This window comes from Nodosilinea sp. AN01ver1, from assembly GCF_050565655.1.
Lineage (GTDB): Bacteria > Cyanobacteriota > Cyanobacteriia > Phormidesmidales > Phormidesmidaceae > Nodosilinea.
In genome coordinates, this window is sequence record NZ_JBNXVS010000059.1 from 1 (window position 1) to 17,551 (window position 17,551).

Sequence of the window (17,551 nt, forward strand, 5' to 3'; positions counted from 1 at the left end):
CCTCATCCCCTCATCCCCTCATCCCCCCAATAAACAAGCCCAACTCACCTACCCACCTACCTGTCCACCCCCTTTCTCCCTGCGGGAGACGCTAGCGCGAACGACTCCGCTCAGGGACCATCACCCCTCCACCCCCCATTGCCCCGCGCTTGGATAGAATTTAGGCAGCCGTCTGCAGGCTGCGATCGCTCAACTCTTCCCTGGCCATGCCCGACGCTCTGGTTTCCATCGCTCAGCACTACCACAGCCGTACCAAGTACGACCCCAAGACCCTGGCGGCCCAGGCTCGCCCCCTCGACTACAGCCGCCAGCCCGTAACCTTCAAGACCTACCGGGTAGGGGCCGAGGTCGATCTCAAGCCCTACCTGGAGGAGGGCGATACGGCTCAGGATGACACGGCCCAGGGCGGCGCTGGGGAAGGCGACATGGCCGACTGGATGCGGCTGTCGCGGCTGCTGATCAACACCTACGGGTTGACGGCCAAGTTTCCCACCGTAACGGGACAGACCTTTTACCTGCGATCGGCACCGTCGGCGGGCGGGCTGTACCCGGCGGAGATCTATATTATTTCGCGCGGCACGCGACTGCTGCCGGCGGGGCTCTACAACTATCAGGCCCGCAGCCACAGCCTCTGGCGCTACTGGGAAGATCACGTGTGGCAGGGGCTGCAGCGGGCCTGTTTCTGGCACCCTACCCTGGAGGCGACCCACCTGGCGGTGGTGGTGACGGGGGTGTTTTATCGGTCGGCCTGGCGCTACCAGGACCGGGCCTATCGGCGCATTTGCCTGGATGTGGGGCACCTGCTGGGCAACCTGGAGCTGGCCAGCGCCGTGGTCGACTACCGCCCCCACCTGATTGCCAGCTTTGCCGATCGCGCCATCGCCGACCTGCTCTACCTCGACCCCGCCGAGGAGGGAGCGCTGGCGGTGCTGCCCCTGGCCGACCTGCTGACGGTGGAGCAAAATCTGCCCTGCGCCCAGGTGGCCTTTGCTACGCCGCCCCAAACCCAGTTCGCGGCGGTGCCCGATGGGGAGCTGCTGCAGTACTTTCACCAGGTGTCGGCGATCGCCCCCACCGCCGATGCCCCCAAGTGGGCGATGCAGCCCAGCGGCGACACCCCCCAGCCCGCCGACACCCTCGAAGATAAGTACAACCTGCCCTTTGGCCTGCGGGTGCCCACCGCCAGTGCGCCAATCGACTGGGGGCCGCACCTGGAGCAGCTCGAAACTACCTTATTCAAACGGCGATCGACGCGGCGATTTAGCGCTGGGCCGATCTCGCTAGGGTCGCTGAGGCAGCTCTTAGACTTTACCTACCAGCCCCGCCACTACCGCGACCAGGGCTTTGACCCCGCTCCCGACTACGGCGATCGCAGCCTGGTGCACACCTTTGTGGTGGCCTGCGATGTAGAGGGCCTAGACGATGGCTGCTACTACTACGCCCCCCGCAGCGAAGAGCTGCGCCAGGTGCGCTTCAAAAACTTTCGCCGCGAGCTGCACTACCTGTGCCTGGGGCAGGAGCTGGGCCGCGATGCCGCCGCTGTCGTATTTCACACGGCCGATTTGGCTCGGGCCGTGGCGGCCTACGGCGATCGCGTCTACCGCTACCTGCACATGGATGCCGGGCATCTGGGCCAGCGCTTAAATCTGGCCGCCGTGCGGCTGGGGCTGGGGGTCAGCGGCATCGGCGGGTTTTACGACGATCAGGTTAACGAGGTTCTGGGTATTCCACCCGACGAAGCGGTGATCTACATAACGACCCTGGGGCAGTCGGGGTAGTCTTAGAGTTACATGGCTACTCCTGCGGTAGCGGGTTGGCCATCTGCCCTATTCTGCCGCCTGTCCATGGCTCAGCTTTCGTCTCAAACTCAGGCTCAACCTCGGCTGGTTGGCAGCCCGCTGTCCCCTGCCGCCGCGCCGCATCCCCCCGATCGCCTGAGCGTGCTGCTGCTGGCTGAAGGGGGCGATCGCCTCGCTCGGCTGGCCCCATCGACCTGTCGCCTGCTTAAGGCCAACACGCTGGCTGAGGCCCTGAATCTGTGGCAGGCCTCCTCCCCTGACTGGGCCGTGATTGACCTGGGCTGGGCCGGAGGCAGTGGGCTGGCATTTTTGGCCGCCCTGGGCGACATACAGGCTCAGCACCCGCTGCCGGTAGTGGTGCTGGTGGAGCCAGGGCAGGAGCGCACGGCCCTGGAGGCGATGAAACTGGGGGCCGCTGACTACTGCTTTAAAGATGAGTTGAACTGCGTTGACCTCTGGGCCAACCTGAATCAGCCGCAGCCGCAGCCAGCCTGCCCAACCGCCCTGGAGCAGGCCCACCAGCAGTACCAAAATTTGGTCGAAAACTCCCCTGATATTATTGAACGGTTTGACCGCCAGCTGCGCCACCTCTACGTCAGCCCCACGCTGGCCAGGCTAACGGGGGTACCACCGCTTTTTTGGGCAAAACCTGTCGTGACCTGGGCCTGGATAGCGCCATGGTCGAGGCCTGGGAGGCGGCGGCGGCCAGGCTGCTGGCCACTGGCGAAAAGCAGACGATTGAGTTTGCGACCCCTACGCTGATAGGCGTGCGGCACTTTGAGATGGCGATCGCCCCCGAGTGGTCAGCCACGGGGGAAGAAATAGAGTCGATTTTGTGTATTTCGCGCGATATTAGCGATCGCGTGGTGGCCCAGCAGGTGCAGCAGCAGTTGCTCACCGAGGCGCAGGCGGCCCAGCGCGACGCTAAGGCTGCCCAGGACCTGTTGACTCGCGTATTTGATCGCATTAATGACGGCATTATCGCCTTTGACTGCGATGCGTGCTGCGTCTACCTCAACCCCGTTGCTGAGCGCATTTTGCAGCGCTCGGCGGCAGACTTAATCGGTCACAACGTCTGGGCTAAATTTCCCGAAGCGGTCAACACCTCGATCTATGAGGCTTACCATCGAGCGGTTGAGCAGCAGCAGCCCGAGGCTCTGGAGTACTACTTTCCGCCCCTAAACACCTGGTTTGAAATGCGGCTCTACCCCAACGCTGACGGCGTCACCGTTTACTTTACCGACATCAGCGATCGCAAAGTCGCCGCCGCCAGTCATCAGCAGGCCAAGCAGCTGCGCCACGAGCTATCGCTGCTAGAGACCACCCTCGACTCGATTTTGGCTGGCTATTGGGACATCGACTGTGTGGCCAATACCGCCTACATGAGCCCTGGTCTCAAGGCTATGTTTGGCTACGCTGACCACGAACTGCCCAACCAGACCAACATCTGGCAAACCCTGATCTACCCAGAAGATCTGCCCGTTGCCCTGGAGAGTCTGGAGCGCCACATTCAAAGCCACGGCCAGGTGCCTTACTACACCGAAGTGCGCTACCGCCACAAAAACGGCTCCATAGTGTGGATCATCTGCGCTGGTCAGGTGATTGACTGGGATGCCGCCGGCCAGCCCCGGCGCATCGTGGGTTGCCATGTCGATATCACCCGACTCAAGCACACCGAAGCGCAGCTGAGAAAAAATGAAGCCCACCTGCAAGCCGCCCAGCGCATCGGCAACTTGGGCAGTTGGGAGTTTGAGCTGGCGACCGAGCACGTTGTCTGGTCTGACCAGCTCTATCGCATTTTTGGTCTCGCCGTAGGTGAACAACTGACTAGCTGTGAGGCGCTTCAGGGCTACTTTCACCCCGATGACCAGGCGCGGCATCGTCAAACCATAGAGACCGCGATCGCCACCCATCAGCCCTTCGACGAAGAATTTCGCATTCTGCGGGCGGACGGCAGCCCTGGTCATATTCACATCAAGGGGGAAGCGGTCCTCGACGAGCTTGGCCAGCTGACCCATCTGACCGGCACTGTGCAGGATATTAGCGATCGCAAATGCGTCGAAGCCGAACGCCGCGCCCACGAAGAGCAGGTGCAGAACCTGTCGCTGCGGCTGTCTCTGGCCCTCAAATCGGGCCGCATTGGCAGCTGGGAAAGGGTTTTAAGCACCGACGAGGTAATCTGGGATCAGTGCCTGGTTGACCTGTATGGCTTTGCTCGGCTAGGGCACCAGGCCACCTACCAAGACTGGCGAGCCCAGGTCTACGCGGACGACATTGGCTGGGTCGAAGCGGCCAACCAGACGCTCATTGACGGCGACACCCCCTACGACGTGGAGTTTCGCGTCTGGCGGGGCGATGGCAGCCTGGGCTGGATTCGCTCCAGCGCTCTGGTGCATCGAGATGCCAGCGATCAGCCCGTCAGCGTGATCGGCATTAACTACGATATTACCGACCAAAAGCAGGCCGCCGCCGAGCTTCAGAACCTCTCAGCCCGGTTGTCGCTGGCCCTAGAGTCGGGGGGCTTTGGCAGTTGGGAATGGGATGTTGTCACCAACGTCATCAGCTGGGATCAGCGCCTGATCGAGCTGTATGGCTTTAGGGAGGGGCGACCCACCACCTACCAGGACTGGTACAACCGAGTCTACAGCGACGACCGGCAGGCGGTAGAAGCGGCCCTGCAGGCTACTCTGGCCACCGATGCCCCCTACGACAGCGAGTTTCGCATCTGTCGCAGCGACGGCGAACTGCGCTGGATCAAGGCCAACGCATTGGTCTATCGCACCCCTGAGGGGCAGCCCCTGAGCATGGTGGGCATCAACTACGACATTACTGAGAAGAAGCAGGCTGAGCTGCAAATTTTGCGCACCACCGCCCAGCTCGAAGCCTCAAACCGCGAGCTAGAGGCCTTTGCCTACTCGGTATCTCACGATCTGCGGGCTCCGCTGCGGGCGATCGACGGCTTTAGCCGCGCCCTGCTCGAAGACTACGGCGACCAGTTTGACGAGGAAGGGCAGAATTATTTCGATCGCATTCGCCACAACGTCGGCCGCATGGGGCAGCTGATTGACGACCTGCTGCGGCTGTCGCGGGTGTCGCGACAGGCGATGACCTACCAGACGGTAAACCTCAGCGCCCTGGTGCAAGAGCAAATTGACGAACTCAGGGCGGCTGACCCCGATCGCACCGTGGCCGTCACCCTGACTCCCGGCATTGTCGTCAGCGCCGACCCCACCCTGATGCAGGTCGCGATCGCCAACCTGGTGCAAAACGCCTGGAAGTTTACCAGCCACCGCCCCAGCGCCCGGCTGGAGTTTGGCGTGGTGGTGCAGGCGGGCGAGCCCGTCTACTACCTGCGCGACAACGGGGCTGGCTTTGATATGGCTTACGCCAGCAAGCTGTTCGGGGTGTTTCAGCGGCTGCACAACACCCACGAGTTTCCGGGCACCGGCATTGGCCTGGCCACGGTGCAGCGGGCTCTTCACCGTCAGGGGGGGCGGGTGTGGGCCGAGGCTGCCGTCGACCGGGGGGCAGCGTTCTACTTCACCCTACCCCCTGCCCCTGGGACAGCGAGGCCCCTATGACGTCAGTACGCCCTATTTTGCTGGTCGAAGACAACCCTGACGACGAGCAGCTCACCCTGCGCGCCCTGCGTCGGGGCCATTTGGCCAACTCGGTGATAGTGGCCCGCAACGGCGAGGAAGCCCTGCAGCAGGTGTTTGGCCCCGCCCCGCTGCCCTGCGTGGTGCTGCTTGACCTCAAGCTGCCCAAAATCGATGGGCTGGAGGTGCTGCGGCAAATTCGCGGCCGCGATCGCACCCGGCTGCTGCCCGTGGTCGTGCTCACCTCGTCAAGTGAAGACCGCGATATCATTGAGAGCTACAGCCTAGGGGCAAATAGCTATGTGCGCAAGCCCGTCAGAATAGACGAATTTACCGAAGCCGTGCGCCAGCTCGGCCTGTACTGGGCATTGATAAGTGAGCTGCCACCCACTCTGCCATGACTGCCTCTGAACCCCTGAGGGCGCTAATTGTAGAAGACTCTGACGACGACCTGCTGCTGCTGCTGCGAGAGCTGCGCCGAGCCGGGTTTGCCCCCACATGGGTACAGGTGCAAACCGCCGCCGATTTTCGCGCGGCCCTCAGCGCCGACTGGGATGTGGTGTTTTCTGACTATCAGCTGCCTCAGTTTACCGCCCCCGTCGCCCTCGAAATCTTGCAAAACAGCCCCTACGACCTGCCCTTTATTGTGGTGTCGGGCACCGTGGGCGAGGCCACCGCTGTAGAAATGATGCGGGCCGGTGCCCACGACTACGTGATGAAAGACAACCTCTCGCGGCTGGTGGAGGCGGTGCGGCGAGAGGTGCGAGAGGCCCAGGGCCGCCGCGATCGCCGTGCCGCTCTAATCGAGCTAGAGCGCACCAAAGAACTGCTGCATCTGGCGATCGAAGGCTCTGGCATCGGCATTTGGGACTGGCAGGTGCAGTCTGGGGAGATGTGGACCAGCGATCGCTGCGCAGGTCTGATTGGCTACGGCCCCGGCGATATCGGTCCGCCCCACATCGACACCTGGCGGCAGTTTGTGCACCCCGACGACTGGAGCCGCAAAAAAACCGCGCTACAGCGCCACTTTGAGGGCAACACGGCCAGCTACGAGTGCGAATTTCGCCTGCGCCACCGCCAGGGCCATTGGGTATGGGTGCTAGACCGGGGCAAAGTCGTCGAGTGGGATGACACCTACCGCCCGCTGCGCATGAGCGGCACCTACACCGACATCACCGAGCGCCGCCTGGCCGAGGCCGAGCACCGCCGCGTGGCCGATCAGATGTTGTTTAACAGCCTTCACGACGCCCTCACCCAGCTGCCCAACCGCAACTTTCTCATGCAGCGGCTGGAGCTGGCCATTCAGCGCTGCCATCGCCAGCAGCAGTTTGTGGTGCTCTTTCTCGATCTCGACCACTTCAAGGTCATTAACGACAGTTTGGGCCACCTGGCGGGCGATGAGGTGCTGGTGGTGGTAGCCCAAAAGCTGCGATCGCTGATTCGCGCCACCGATCTGGCCGCTCGCCTGGGGGGCGATGAGTTTGTGCTGCTGCTCGAAGACATCGACACCCTGCACGAGCCCTTGCGCATTGCCGAGCGGCTCCTGCAGGACATTCAGGAACCTCTGGCCGTGGGCGGGCGCAACGTCTTTCTCAACGCCAGCGTGGGCATTGTGCTGGGGGGCTGCGATTACCACAGCCCCTCCGAACCCCTGAGAGATGCCGACATCGCCATGTACCGGGCCAAGGCCCAGGGGCGGGGCCGCTATGTGGTGTTCAATGAATCGATGCATCTGCAAGCCCTGCAGCGACTTCAGCTCGAGCAGGAACTGCGCCACGCCATCGACCACGGGGAACTGGTGCTCTACTATCAGCCCATTTTTCAGCTCGAAACCCAGACAATCTCTGGGTTTGAGGCCCTGGTGCGGTGGCAGCATCCCGATCGCGGCTTTATCACCCCCGACAGCTTTATTCCCATTGCCGAAGAAACCGGGCTGATTGTGCCCCTCGATCGCTGGGTTTTGATCCAGGCCACCCGGCAGCTGGCCCTCTGGCACCAGCGCTATCCGCACCAGAGCGAGCTGACGGTGAGCATTAATTTTTCGGTCAAAGATCTGCTGCGCAGCGACCTGCTGGACGATTTAACCAGCATTCTGGCCCAAACCGGGCTGCAGGGCCACCACCTCAACCTCGAAATTACCGAAAGCACCCTGATCGAAGATATTCAGGCGATGGTCGCCATTTTGCAGCAGCTCAAGCCCTACGGGTTTAACGTCACCATCGATGACTTCGGTACCGGCTACTCTTCGCTTAGCTACCTGCATCAGCTGCCCGTCGATGCCCTCAAAATCGATCGCTCGTTTGTGATGGCCATGGAGGCCAACCGCCGCAACTCCGACATTGTCGAAACCATCATTACCCTGAGCAACCGCCTGGGCCTGGCGGCGATCGCCGAAGGGGTCGAAACCCAAACTCAGTTTGAGCACCTCCACCAGCTCGGCTGCGAGCTGGCCCAGGGCTACTGGCTTGCCCGCCCCCTGCCCGCCGCCGAAGCCGATACCCTGCTCGCCGCTGTCTCCGCCCCCACCTCAAGCCCCCGCTAGCGCTGTCAAACGGCGGCTTTTCCCTGCGCCTGGCCCTGCCTACTCGGGAAAGAAAAAGTCGGTTGGCTCTTCGTCTTCTTCAGCGGCAATGTAGCTGCGATAGTACTCTTCTAGCTCTGCAGCCCCAATCGATCGCTCGGAGGGGTTTTCAAAAAAGCCTTTCACCTTCAGGTAGCGGCGCAGCCCTTCCGCCCCGGCATCGTGCTGGGTTGCCGCCTTAAAGTCGTCGGGGAAGGTATCGCTAATCTGCAGCCACGCCTCTTCTAAAATGTCTTCCACATCTTCGTTGGGGGCGCTCTCAATCAATGCCTCTAGCCCATCGAGGATGTCAATCAGCTTGAGGATCTCTGGAATTTTCTCCGAATCAGACATTGAGCCGTGCATGGATAGCGCTAAACAACCGCGAATGCTTAGACAAATAGTAGTGGAGTATGGACCCGATTGATCGACTGCGATCGAGACTCCAGCGGCAGGACTGGCTGAAAGTGGTAAGTATAGCGCTGGCCAGTTCGCTATTTGTAGGTTGGGTGGCGCGCCAGCAGAACCCAACAAGGCTGACTGCTGTTGGGTTTCACTGCGTTCCACCCAACCTACGAGAACCCTAATTTTTAGTATTGACACTGCACTAGAATCCGCTTTTGGCGATGAACTGCTCTAATTAGAGCGTCTAGAGCGCCACAAAATGGCTGTGCGTCGCCCACCGATTGGACGAGTGGAGAAGGCCGCCATCAAGCCCGTCTAGCCGGTTAGGGCATGGTGATGGTGCCCGCAGGTCGGTCTTGGGCGGCGGCGCGCCACTCGCGCAGGCGCAGCTGCGCCTGCGCGTAGGCTTCGGTTTTGGCCGGTACGGCTTCGGCGATCGCGATCGCGCGGCTGGGGTTGACGAGCGCTTCGGTTTCGGCCAGCCGCAAAATGTCCCAGCTCCAGCGGGTGAGGGCCTGGGTGGCCTCGGCTCGCTGGGGGCTGCTCTCGGGCACCTGCTGGGCCAGCCGCACGGCTTCGGCCAGGGCGCTGACGGTGCCCGCCTGGGCGGTTTGGTAGGCCGCCTGCAGCTGCTGCTGCCCCTGGAGCTGCCCGCGCCAGGTTTGAATGCTGCTCTGAGCTTCATCCGAGAGGGCCCGACCCGCGCCGATCCGGGAGGCGACGGCTACCGCCTCGGCCAGGCGACCCTGGGCGGCCAGCTGACGAGCCTGGGCCAGCAGAGGCCCATCTTCGGCTCGCTGCAGGCTGGTTCGCCACTGGCTAATGTTTTCCTGGGCTTCGTCAGAGAGGGCGCGATTGGGGCCAATCTGGCGGGCGGTGGCGATCGCCCCAGCCAGGTCTCCCGTTTGAGCCTGAGCTTCTGCCTGGCTGAGAATGGGGCGGTCTTCGGCAGTTTGAATCTGGCTGCGCCAGCGGCCAATTTGGGCCTCGGCATCGTCCCAGGCGGCGTTGCTGCGCGAAATTTCCTGGGCTTCGATAATGGCGGCCTGCAGATCGGCTGTGGTGCCGGGCAGCGCCACCTGCCGCGCCCACTCCAGCTGAGTGCGCCCCTTCACCTCGTCCTGCCAGCGACCCATCAGGGCCTGGGCTTTGCCGTAGAGGGGGCGATCGGCGCTGACGCTCTGCAAACGCACGATCGCCCCTTCCAGCCCGGTAATGCCGCCCTGCCAGGCCAGCTGGCTAGCATCAATAAAGGTGCGCATGTCGGCAATTTCGGCCCCCATGCCCAGAGAGTCTGGAATCGCCTCCAGCATCTGCCCGGCGGCGGTCGCATCCTGGCGTTCGAGGGCGGCCTCAGCCATCTCCAGCAGGTCGCGGCCAAACTGGCGAATCACCGACTGGGCCTCGCTGTAGACCGGGCTCTGGCTGTCGATGCCCTGGGCCAGCTTGAGCGCCTCCTGCATAGCCTTGAGAGTGCGCTGGCGGGCCAGTTCTTTGGCTTTGCCCAGCGTATTGAGATCTTCGCGGGAGGCGGTGATTTTGGCGGTTAGCTCGTCGTACTTGACGGTTTCCCAGTAGGTATTGCCCAAATCGAGCAGCTGAATCGCCTTGGCAAAGGCATCCTGAAAGGCCAGCGCCTTGAGGTCAGCCTCAGCCGCTTTATAAATTGCTTCGGCCTCTTGCCAGATCTGGTTCCACTCGCCGACCTGCTCATTGACCAGCTGGGCCGCTGCGGTGTGGTTGGGAATGCGCCGAGCGATCGCGATCGCCTCAGCCAAATCGCCCGACTGAAAGGTAGTTTCGGCCAGGTCGAGAATGTTTTCAGACCAGGTTTCAATGCGCAGGTCAACTTCGTCCCGCAGCGGGTGGTCGGAGGGCAGCGACTCCAGCAGCGCGATCGCGTCTAAATAGCCCTCTACGGTGCCCTGCTCGGCGTAGGCCTCGGCACACTGCAGGCGAGTCGTTGCCGCCGCCGTGGGCCAAAAAATGGCTCGACAGTTGGGCAAGTTGGGAATTCGAAACAGGCTGACCGCCGACACCGCGCCTACCCCCATCACCGCCACCAAAATGCCCACCGACCAGATCGGCCAGGTTTTGGCCAGTCGCTGGGTCAGGGGCGGGCGGGGTGAGCGCGGCGCATTTTGCTCGACTGGGCGATCGCCTGAAGGATCACTCCCCTGGGGCGGCTTGTCGCTGTCGGCCCGCCGCCGCAAATCGGCCAGAGGGTCGTAGCGCTCTGGCCCAGGGGGCAAAGTGGAGCGCGGCGGCAGATGTTCAACAGCCGGGGGTGTCGCAATCGGCGGCAGGGGAGCCGACCGAGCTGGCCTGGTGGGCTGCCCGCGGGGCGTCGGTCGTTCAAAGGTATCTGGATCTGAAGCCATACCCGCTGCCTGAGAGGTGGATCACAGCTCCTCACCGCCAGATTCAGCGAATCTGTGCGGCCAAGAGTGCGGCAAAAGTCAGATTTAGTATAGCCATGTCTTCGTTAAACGCAATGGCCCCCGGCCTGCTCAGACCAGCCAAAACTGGCCAGACACCTAGCCACCCACCTGATCTTTATACTCCTCGGCGGTGAGGGTATCGTCGAGTTCTTCCAGGTCACTGGCCTTAATTTTAACCAGCCAGCCGTCGCCGTAGGGGTCATCGCCAATTTGCTCTGGCGCTTCGATCAGGGCTTCATTGCGCTCTAGCACCTCGCCAGAGACGGGCGACTTCAGCTCCTCCACGGCCTTCACCGACTCCACGGTGCCAAACTTTTCGCCTTTTTCGAGGCTGTCGCCGATCTCAGGCAGCTCTAAAAAGACAATGTCGCCCAGCTGGTCAATGGCAAAGGCGGTAATGCCCACCGTCACAATGCCCTCGTCTTCGTCGGTGCGGGCATATTCGTGGCTGTCGAGATATTTCAGCGTTTCGGGATATTCAAATGCCATGGCGTAACCTCACATCGCCCCAGGAGAAATTATTTGTACCACAGCCACGCGCAAAGCTGATGGAATCCAGTGCCAGTGTGCCATGAGTCAGCGGTTTTGGCGCAACTAAAGATGAGGAGATGGGGGGATGAGGGGAGGGGGAGATGAGGGGATGGAGGGGTGAGGGGATGAGGAGAAGAATATTTCACTTTGCCTTCCTCACTTCCTCATCCTCCTCACCTTCCTCACTTCCTCACCTTCCTCATCCTCCTCACCTTCCTCATTTCCTCATCCTCCTCACTTACCCACCTACTCACCCACCCCCTCACTTCGCCCGGTAAAACGGCCGCTTCACCACCTTCGCGGCGCGGGGTTCACCGCGGACTTCCACCTCCAAAATCTGCCCGACTTTGGCCAGCGGGGCGGCGACGTAGGCCAGGGCAATGGGCAGGTTGAGCGTGGGGGCCAGGGTGCCGCTGGTGACGGTGCCGACGCGATCGCCCTGGTGCAGTACCGGGTAGCCGTGGCGGGCAATGTGACGACCTTCCATGACGAGGCCGACCAGGCGGCGGCTAACGCCCTGGGCTTTCTGGGCTTCGAGCCGCGATCGCCCGATAAAGTCTCCTTTTTCATCCAGGTGCACCAGCCAGCTCAGGCCTGCCTCCAGGGGGCTGGTGGTGTCGTCAATATCCTGGCCGTAGAGGGCCATAGCGGCTTCTAAGCGCAGGGTGTCGCGGGCACCCAGGCCGCAGGGAGCCACCCCCTCGGCGCTCAGCGTCTGCCACAGGGCCAGAGCGGTGTCGGGGTCGGTCATGATCTCAAAGCCGTCTTCGCCGGTATAGCCGGTGCGGGCAAGCCAGGCTGGCTGACCCAGCAGGACTGTATCGCGGTGGGCGAAGCGGCCCAGCTGGTCGAGGCTGTGGGGCGTGTGGGGCTGCAGCAGGGCGGCGGCGGCAGGCCCCTGAATGGAGATCAGGGCGCGATCGCGTGACGCATCGCTAAGCTCAATGTCGGTGCCCGTCAGGTGTGACCACAGCCAGGTTTTGTCTTTGTCGGTGGTGGCGGCATTGACAATCAGAGTGACGGTTTCAATATCTGAGCCGGGGGCGCTGGCCGGGGGCGACGTGAGGTAGACAATCAAATCGTCAATAATGCCGCCCTCGGGGTTGAGCAGCACCGTGTACTGGGCCTGCCCCAGCCCCAGCCGCTCCAGGTTAGAGGGCACCAGCCGCTGCAGCGCCGCCATTACCCCTGGCCCTTTGAGCTCAAACTTGCCCATGTGGGATATATCAAACAGCCCGGCGCGATCGCGCACCGCCTGGTGCTCTTGCTTAATGCCGCCAAACTGCACCGGCATTGACCAACCGGCAAACTCGGTCATGCGCGCGTTTTGCTCAACGCAGGCGGGGTAGAGGGGCGTTTGCAGCAGCGTCATGGGCGGGAATCCTAAGGATCACCTCAGAGTGTACTGAGAAAAGCGCCACCTTTTCAGGTTTTATACCGTTCCTGATTGGCTTTGTTTCAGTCAAGGTAGAAGGATCCGTAGTTACAGAATGTTGCTGTGTCCGCGTTCTCGATCTGCGGTGCCATGCTGGTAGCTACGGGCTACCCAGCCCAATGTAGGTCTGACCCAATGTAGGTCTGAATGGTGTTCCCTGTAGTTTTCATCCCGATGATCGCGCTAATGCCCCACGGGTCTTGTTTTTTGTGGAATCCCTGGCTCACCTCCCTGCACGCTATCAGCGACATGGGGGTACTTGTGGCCTATTTCTCGATTCCACTGCTGCTAATGATGAATAGGCAGCATATCGATGCTCAAATTCGTCCGGTACTGCTGCTGTTCGCGGCCTTTATCTTTAGCTGCGGCATCGGCCACGGCATACATGTTTGGAACATATGGCACGCCGACTACTGGCTCGAAGGCGGCTGGACGCTAGTCACGGCTACCATTAGCCTGTATACGGCTTGGCAGCTCAGGGCGTTGGTGCCCCAGCTGCTCAACACCCACCGAGATTTGGTCATGACCCGTGAGGTGGCCGAGCACGACCCGCTAACTGGAATTGCCAACCGCCGGGGACTGGAGGCCGCCCTAGCCGCCCTCAGCTATCAGCCCAGTGGCGTGAGCCATAGCCTTGTTGTGCTCGATCTCGACGGGTTCAAAGCCGTAAATGACACCTACGGCCACGAGGTGGGCGACCAGCTCCTTCAGACGGTGGCCAAGGTTCTGCACGGCCAGATCCGCGCGATCGACTTAGCGGCCCGCATTGGCGGCGACGAGTTTGTGCTGCTGATGGTAGGCTGCACCCCCGAAGAAGCCCACGACAAGGTCGAAACCATTCGTCAGGAGATTCAAAAAATCGATCTCCAGGATCTGGTTCCCGGCCCAAATCATGCCTTGATTTCAGCCAGCTTTGGCATCAGCAGCTTTGACCCGGTGCGGGGCTTGACCTACAGCTACCAGCAGGCCGATGCCGCCCTCTACACCGCCAAACGCAGCGGCAAAAACCAGGTCGAGATCGCGACTTCTGCCGTCGCTCAGTAGGGGCAACCCGTTCGGCCTCTGATCGGCCTGCTTAAAATCGGCCTGCTTGAAATCGTGCTCTCAAGGACCAGCGCCTGCCTAGTTCTTGATAAACCCGCCTAAATCGGGCCGATACCGGGCCACAAAGCCGCCCTGGGCGTCGTAGATCGCCACCTGCCGCTCAATCTGGTGGCTGGTGGTAATAATTTGCTCGATGAGCTGCTGGGCGCTAGCGCTGAGCTGATTGGTAAAGGCAAAGGTGCCGTCAGCGGCGGGGGGAGTAATAGCCTGGCGCAGGGACTCGGCGTACTGGCTAGAGAGAATAACCCGAATCTGACTGGGGTCTTCCTGCACGGTGCAGGGAGTAGCAGAATATTCGCACAGCCGAGCCAGCGTGGTGGTTAGCGACTGCAGGGCTACGGCGTTGCGCAAGCGGTTCTGAGCGTTGGCCAGGGCGGGCTGGTAGGTTTCAAGCAGCACCGCGCCTTCCTCCGCCAGAATGGTGTCGGTGGGAATTCGCTGAGCGCTGCCCACGGCCTGTCGCCACTGCTGCAGCGCCAGGGTCCACTGTCCTTTGGCCTCGTAGGCGGCGGCGGCTCGGGCGGCCTGGACCGCCTGGTGGTAATTGCTGGCTCCGGCCTCTTCGAGGGTGGCCCGGTTGGTCACCCGATTGAGCTGAGCCTGGTACTCGTTGAGCTGGGCCTGGGCCTCGTTGTAGATCATGGTGCCCTGGGGAATCAGCGATAGGCCCCTGATAGCGGCCTGCCACTCTTTGGTGGCCAACTGCCAACCCGCCAGGGAGTTAGCGGTTTCCATACGCTGTTGGGCCAGGTTGCCCGTTTGAACGGCGGTACTAAAGTTGGCCTCGGCCTCTTCTTCGGCCACAATGCGGCGGCCAATGGCGCTGTAGTTAGCCCGATATTCGTACAGCTTTTGCTGGCTGTAGTCGTAGGCGGGGCTGTCGACCGGCACGCTGGCCAGCCAGTCGATCGCCTGCTGCCAGAGCAGATGCACCTTGACCCAGCGCTCGACCGGGTGGGGCGGGTTTTGGCTCAGGTTGGCGGCCTCAGCGGCGATCGCCTGCCCCTGAAGAATGGCGTTGAGCGAGGCAATGCTGCCCTGGTAGCGCTGCAGGTCGGCCTGAACGGCCTCGTAGTGGGATGACCAGGTGGGCACCGGCTCTAGCAGATCGATGGCGGTTTGCAGGTCGGCCTGGGCGGTGACTAAATCGTCGCCGTTGGGGCTACCGACTAGAGTGGCCTGGGCCAGGTCATAGAATTCGGCGGCCTGCTCGATGCGATCGCAGCTGCCCACCACGCAGGGCCGCGTCAGAGCGTAGGCAAAAGCCCCGCTGCCCACCAAAATCAGCCCTGCCAGGCCATAGCTCCAGTAGTCGCGCAGCGATCGCATTCCCATCCCGGCCCACCGCTGCCCCCGCTGTACCCAGCCCGGCCCCTCGGGGGGCTGCACGGCGGTCTCGGGCAGCGCCAGGGCCGCATCGCTAAAGCCCAGCCCAGCCGAGCCATCGCTACTGCCACTAGCCTCTGGCCTGGGTTCGCCAGCGTCATGACCATCAGCCTCAGCTAAATGGGGGGGCAGCGGCATCGCCTCACCCGATGCCGCTGACTCCACCGGCTGACCCAACGCCTGACTCGACAGCTGATCCGGCGGCTGCGCTAAGCGGTCAGCCGTCCCTGGGGCAAACCCCTCAGCCCCAGTAGACTCTGGCGGAAAGACGACATCTACCGCATCCTCCGGTTGCCAGGTAAACGTATGAATGGCGTAGGGCTGAGCCGCCGCCTTCAGCTTCAGATAAATACGGACCGCGAGAGAGCCTGCCGCCGCCCAGTCGGCATCGGGCAGCCCCACCGCAGGCACCAAATCTCGAAACGCCGACTCTAGCTCCTTGAGCAAATCGTTGGGTTCAGTCACCTCAGGGGCCGAGTGCTCGGCCAGCAGCAGCAGTCGCCCACCCCGCTCTGAGCAATCCAGGTGGGTGAGCCCAGGGTAGAGATTGGTATCCTTTAGATAGCTGGCGAAAGCCTGCTGAAGAGGCTCAAAGTCCACAGCAGTAGGCGACGATGTGGTGGTAGGCGACGATAGTGAGGTCATAGAGTACCGATGGATATTGCCCCAAACTGTGATGCTCCAAGTGATGCTCTAACCAGCCAGCGGCCTAACGCAACGACCCGGCCAGCGGGCGGCAGTTCAGCTAGCGAGACCGCCTCAGTGAGTTCTTTGCCCACATCCTGTCACCTCCCAATGAAGTCCTAGCTGGAACTCGCTTAGTGAGTATGCTAGTGCAAGGTTGATATTCTGAGACAAGATATCTTTGGGTGACACGGGGGTGATCAGGTCGCAGTGCTGATTCTAATTGTGGAAGACGAAGCCGAAATTGCCCGGCTAATTCGGCTCTATTTAGAAAAAGAAGGCTTTACCTGCGAGGTCTGTGAGGACGGCGAGGCGGCGCTGCGCTACCAGCAGACCCTCCAGCCCGATCTAATTATTCTCGATGTGATGCTGCCTAAGCTCGACGGCCTTGAGGTCTGCACCCGCATTCGCCAGGGGCCGGGGGCCAAAGACCCCTACATTCTCATGCTGACGGCGCGGGGCGAAGAGATCGATCGCATTATTGGCCTGTCTACCGGGGCCGACGACTACCTGGTCAAGCCCTTTAGCCCCCGTGAGCTAGTGGCCCGCGTGCGTGCCCTGCTGCGCCGCAGCCTGCGCCACAGCCAGGAGGCCCCCAGCCAGACCTACCGCACCGCCCACTTTAGCCTCGACCTCGACCAGCGCATTGCCCACCGCCAAAACGGCCCCAGCGACGCTGAACAGCTCGACCTAACCCCCCTGGAGTTCGACCTGCTGGCCACCTTCATGAGCTACCCCGGCCGCGTCTGGAGCCGCCAGCACCTGATCGAAAAGCTCTGGGGCGAAGACTTTTTTGGCGACGAGCGCGTGGTCGACACCCACATTGCCCGCCTGCGCAAAAAAGTAGAACCCGACTCGTCGCAGCCCACCTACGTCAAGACCGTAACCGGGGTAGGGTATCGGTTTGAGGACGAGGCCGCGTAGGGGAGTGGGCGACTGGGGGAGTGGATGGGTATCTGAGAACGATCTTTGGCCACAGAGAACTTCTCAGGCCGCAGGGCCTGCGCCTGGGTAAGGAATCACAATGCTAAGGATACCTGTACAGGCTCATGCCCATGAGGTGGGCGTCGATATTGGGATTAGCGGTCAGACTGAGGTTCAGGCTGCCGTTGGTCACGGTGGTGGAGTAGGGGCCGTAGCGAGCCCAACCCCGAACCGGCAGGTAGCCAATGCCTGTAGCGACAGGCTGTTCGGCCACCCGCAGCGCCAGGGTGTGCCAGTGGGTTTGGTAATTTTCCATAATCCAGAGGTAGAGGTCGTAGGTGCCGTTGGGCAGGGTTTGCTCGATCTCTAACCTGTGGGATCTGAAGATGACGGAATTCAGCATGGTGCGCGTCCCCCGACTGGGGTAGGGGGCGGGAATGAGATAGGTTGTGGCAACGGTGGTTCCCGGTGTGGTCAGCCCCGCCGCCAGGGCTTCTGGGTAAGACAGCCAGCGATCGCCCCCAATCTCCACGGCCTCACCGCCCAGGTTGATGCCCCTGACAAACTCCCCCTCTGGAATGGCGGGCTCCTGGGCTGGAGCGACCCAGTCTCGCAGCTTCAGGTAGGGCTCGTAGAGCAGCACTTTTAAGGGGTTAGGCATGGGCAGCAGCAGCGTTAGTAAA

At 61.9% G+C, this 17,551-nt stretch carries 13 protein-coding genes; 7 read left to right on the forward strand and 6 right to left on the reverse strand.

Going from position 1 to position 17,551, the window contains the following annotated elements:
* Positions 1–206: 206 nt before the first annotated feature.
* From ACQ4N7_RS26880 to ACQ4N7_RS26900, 5 genes are all read left to right on the forward strand, one after another.
* Positions 207–1,778: a SagB/ThcOx family dehydrogenase gene (locus tag ACQ4N7_RS26880; RefSeq protein ID WP_430714516.1), complete on the forward strand. Its 1,572-nt coding sequence runs from the start codon at positions 207–209 to the stop codon at positions 1,776–1,778.
* Positions 1,779–1,844: 66 nt separating this feature from the next.
* Positions 1,845–2,561, forward strand: coding sequence for a response regulator (locus tag ACQ4N7_RS26885; RefSeq protein ID WP_430714517.1), 717 nt, complete (start codon positions 1,845–1,847; stop codon positions 2,559–2,561).
* Positions 2,477–5,380 carry a PAS domain-containing protein gene (locus ACQ4N7_RS26890; RefSeq protein ID WP_430714518.1) on the forward strand — a complete coding sequence of 968 codons (2,904 nt, stop codon included), beginning with the start codon at positions 2,477–2,479 and terminating at the stop codon, positions 5,378–5,380. The genes ACQ4N7_RS26885 and ACQ4N7_RS26890 overlap by 85 nt, the downstream gene beginning before the upstream one ends.
* A complete protein-coding gene (locus ACQ4N7_RS26895; RefSeq protein ID WP_430714519.1) occupies positions 5,377–5,799 on the forward strand; it encodes a response regulator in 423 nt (140 codons plus the stop codon). The genes ACQ4N7_RS26890 and ACQ4N7_RS26895 overlap by 4 nt, the downstream gene beginning before the upstream one ends.
* Complete coding sequence (locus ACQ4N7_RS26900) at positions 5,796–7,940, forward strand: putative bifunctional diguanylate cyclase/phosphodiesterase (RefSeq protein ID WP_430714520.1); 2,145 nt, start codon at positions 5,796–5,798, stop codon at positions 7,938–7,940. The genes ACQ4N7_RS26895 and ACQ4N7_RS26900 overlap by 4 nt, the downstream gene beginning before the upstream one ends.
* A gap of 39 nt (positions 7,941–7,979) precedes the next feature.
* Here ACQ4N7_RS26900 and ACQ4N7_RS26905 read toward each other — a convergent pair whose 3' ends face one another.
* From ACQ4N7_RS26905 to gcvT, 4 genes are all read right to left on the reverse strand, one after another.
* Positions 7,980–8,312 carry a hypothetical protein gene (locus ACQ4N7_RS26905; RefSeq protein WP_194025057.1) on the reverse strand — a complete coding sequence of 111 codons (333 nt, stop codon included), beginning with the start codon at positions 8,310–8,312 and terminating at the stop codon, positions 7,980–7,982.
* A gap of 374 nt (positions 8,313–8,686) precedes the next feature.
* The gene (locus ACQ4N7_RS26910) at positions 8,687–10,744 is read right to left on the reverse strand and encodes a chromosome segregation ATPase (protein ID WP_430714521.1); all 2,058 of its coding nucleotides are present in this window, start codon (positions 10,742–10,744) and stop codon (positions 8,687–8,689) included.
* A 156-nt stretch (positions 10,745–10,900) separates the two neighbouring features.
* Complete coding sequence (gene gcvH, locus ACQ4N7_RS26915) at positions 10,901–11,293, reverse strand: glycine cleavage system protein GcvH (RefSeq protein ID WP_430714522.1); 393 nt, start codon at positions 11,291–11,293, stop codon at positions 10,901–10,903.
* A 304-nt stretch (positions 11,294–11,597) separates the two neighbouring features.
* Positions 11,598–12,707 (reverse strand): glycine cleavage system aminomethyltransferase GcvT, encoded by a 1,110-nt coding sequence (gene gcvT, locus ACQ4N7_RS26920; protein WP_430714523.1) that lies wholly within the window; start codon positions 12,705–12,707, stop codon positions 11,598–11,600.
* A gap of 210 nt (positions 12,708–12,917) precedes the next feature.
* Here gcvT and ACQ4N7_RS26925 point away from each other — a divergent pair, with 210 nt between their 5' ends.
* On the forward strand, positions 12,918–13,814 hold the full coding sequence (locus tag ACQ4N7_RS26925) for a GGDEF domain-containing protein (protein ID WP_430714524.1): 897 nt from the start codon (positions 12,918–12,920) through the stop codon (positions 13,812–13,814).
* 78 nt (positions 13,815–13,892) lie between these two features.
* Here the strand turns inward: ACQ4N7_RS26925 and ACQ4N7_RS26930 are convergent, their stop codons facing one another.
* Positions 13,893–15,905, reverse strand: coding sequence for a hypothetical protein (locus ACQ4N7_RS26930; RefSeq protein WP_430714525.1), 2,013 nt, complete (start codon positions 15,903–15,905; stop codon positions 13,893–13,895).
* 249 nt (positions 15,906–16,154) lie between these two features.
* On the opposite strand from ACQ4N7_RS26930, the gene ACQ4N7_RS26935 reads away from it, so the two are divergent.
* Positions 16,155–16,868, forward strand: a complete 714-nt coding sequence (locus ACQ4N7_RS26935) for a response regulator transcription factor (protein ID WP_430714526.1) — start codon at positions 16,155–16,157, stop codon at positions 16,866–16,868.
* A gap of 103 nt (positions 16,869–16,971) precedes the next feature.
* Here the strand turns inward: ACQ4N7_RS26935 and ACQ4N7_RS26940 are convergent, their stop codons facing one another.
* Positions 16,972–17,529: a hypothetical protein gene (locus ACQ4N7_RS26940; protein WP_430714527.1), complete on the reverse strand. Its 558-nt coding sequence runs from the start codon at positions 17,527–17,529 to the stop codon at positions 16,972–16,974.
* Positions 17,530–17,551 lie beyond the last annotated feature (22 nt).

Excerpts from the sequence above, each read along its gene's own strand:
- ACQ4N7_RS26880 (WP_430714516.1), top strand. The coding sequence starts at position 207 with ATGCCCGACGCTCTGGTTTCCATCGCTCAGCACTACCACAGCCGTACC.
- ACQ4N7_RS26885 (WP_430714517.1), top strand. The coding sequence starts at position 1,845 with ATGGCTCAGCTTTCGTCTCAAACTCAGGCTCAACCTCGGCTGGTTGGC.
- ACQ4N7_RS26890 (WP_430714518.1), top strand. The coding sequence starts at position 2,477 with ATGGTCGAGGCCTGGGAGGCGGCGGCGGCCAGGCTGCTGGCCACTGGC.
- ACQ4N7_RS26895 (WP_430714519.1), top strand. The coding sequence starts at position 5,377 with ATGACGTCAGTACGCCCTATTTTGCTGGTCGAAGACAACCCTGACGAC.
- ACQ4N7_RS26900 (WP_430714520.1), top strand. The coding sequence starts at position 5,796 with ATGACTGCCTCTGAACCCCTGAGGGCGCTAATTGTAGAAGACTCTGAC.
- ACQ4N7_RS26905 (WP_194025057.1), bottom strand. The coding sequence starts at position 8,312 with ATGTCTGATTCGGAGAAAATTCCAGAGATCCTCAAGCTGATTGACATC.
- ACQ4N7_RS26910 (WP_430714521.1), bottom strand. The coding sequence starts at position 10,744 with ATGGCTTCAGATCCAGATACCTTTGAACGACCGACGCCCCGCGGGCAG.
- gcvH (WP_430714522.1), bottom strand. The coding sequence starts at position 11,293 with ATGGCATTTGAATATCCCGAAACGCTGAAATATCTCGACAGCCACGAA.
- gcvT (WP_430714523.1), bottom strand. The coding sequence starts at position 12,707 with ATGACGCTGCTGCAAACGCCCCTCTACCCCGCCTGCGTTGAGCAAAAC.
- ACQ4N7_RS26925 (WP_430714524.1), top strand. The coding sequence starts at position 12,918 with ATGGTGTTCCCTGTAGTTTTCATCCCGATGATCGCGCTAATGCCCCAC.
- ACQ4N7_RS26930 (WP_430714525.1), bottom strand. The coding sequence starts at position 15,905 with ATGACCTCACTATCGTCGCCTACCACCACATCGTCGCCTACTGCTGTG.
- ACQ4N7_RS26940 (WP_430714527.1), bottom strand. The coding sequence starts at position 17,529 with ATGCCTAACCCCTTAAAAGTGCTGCTCTACGAGCCCTACCTGAAGCTG.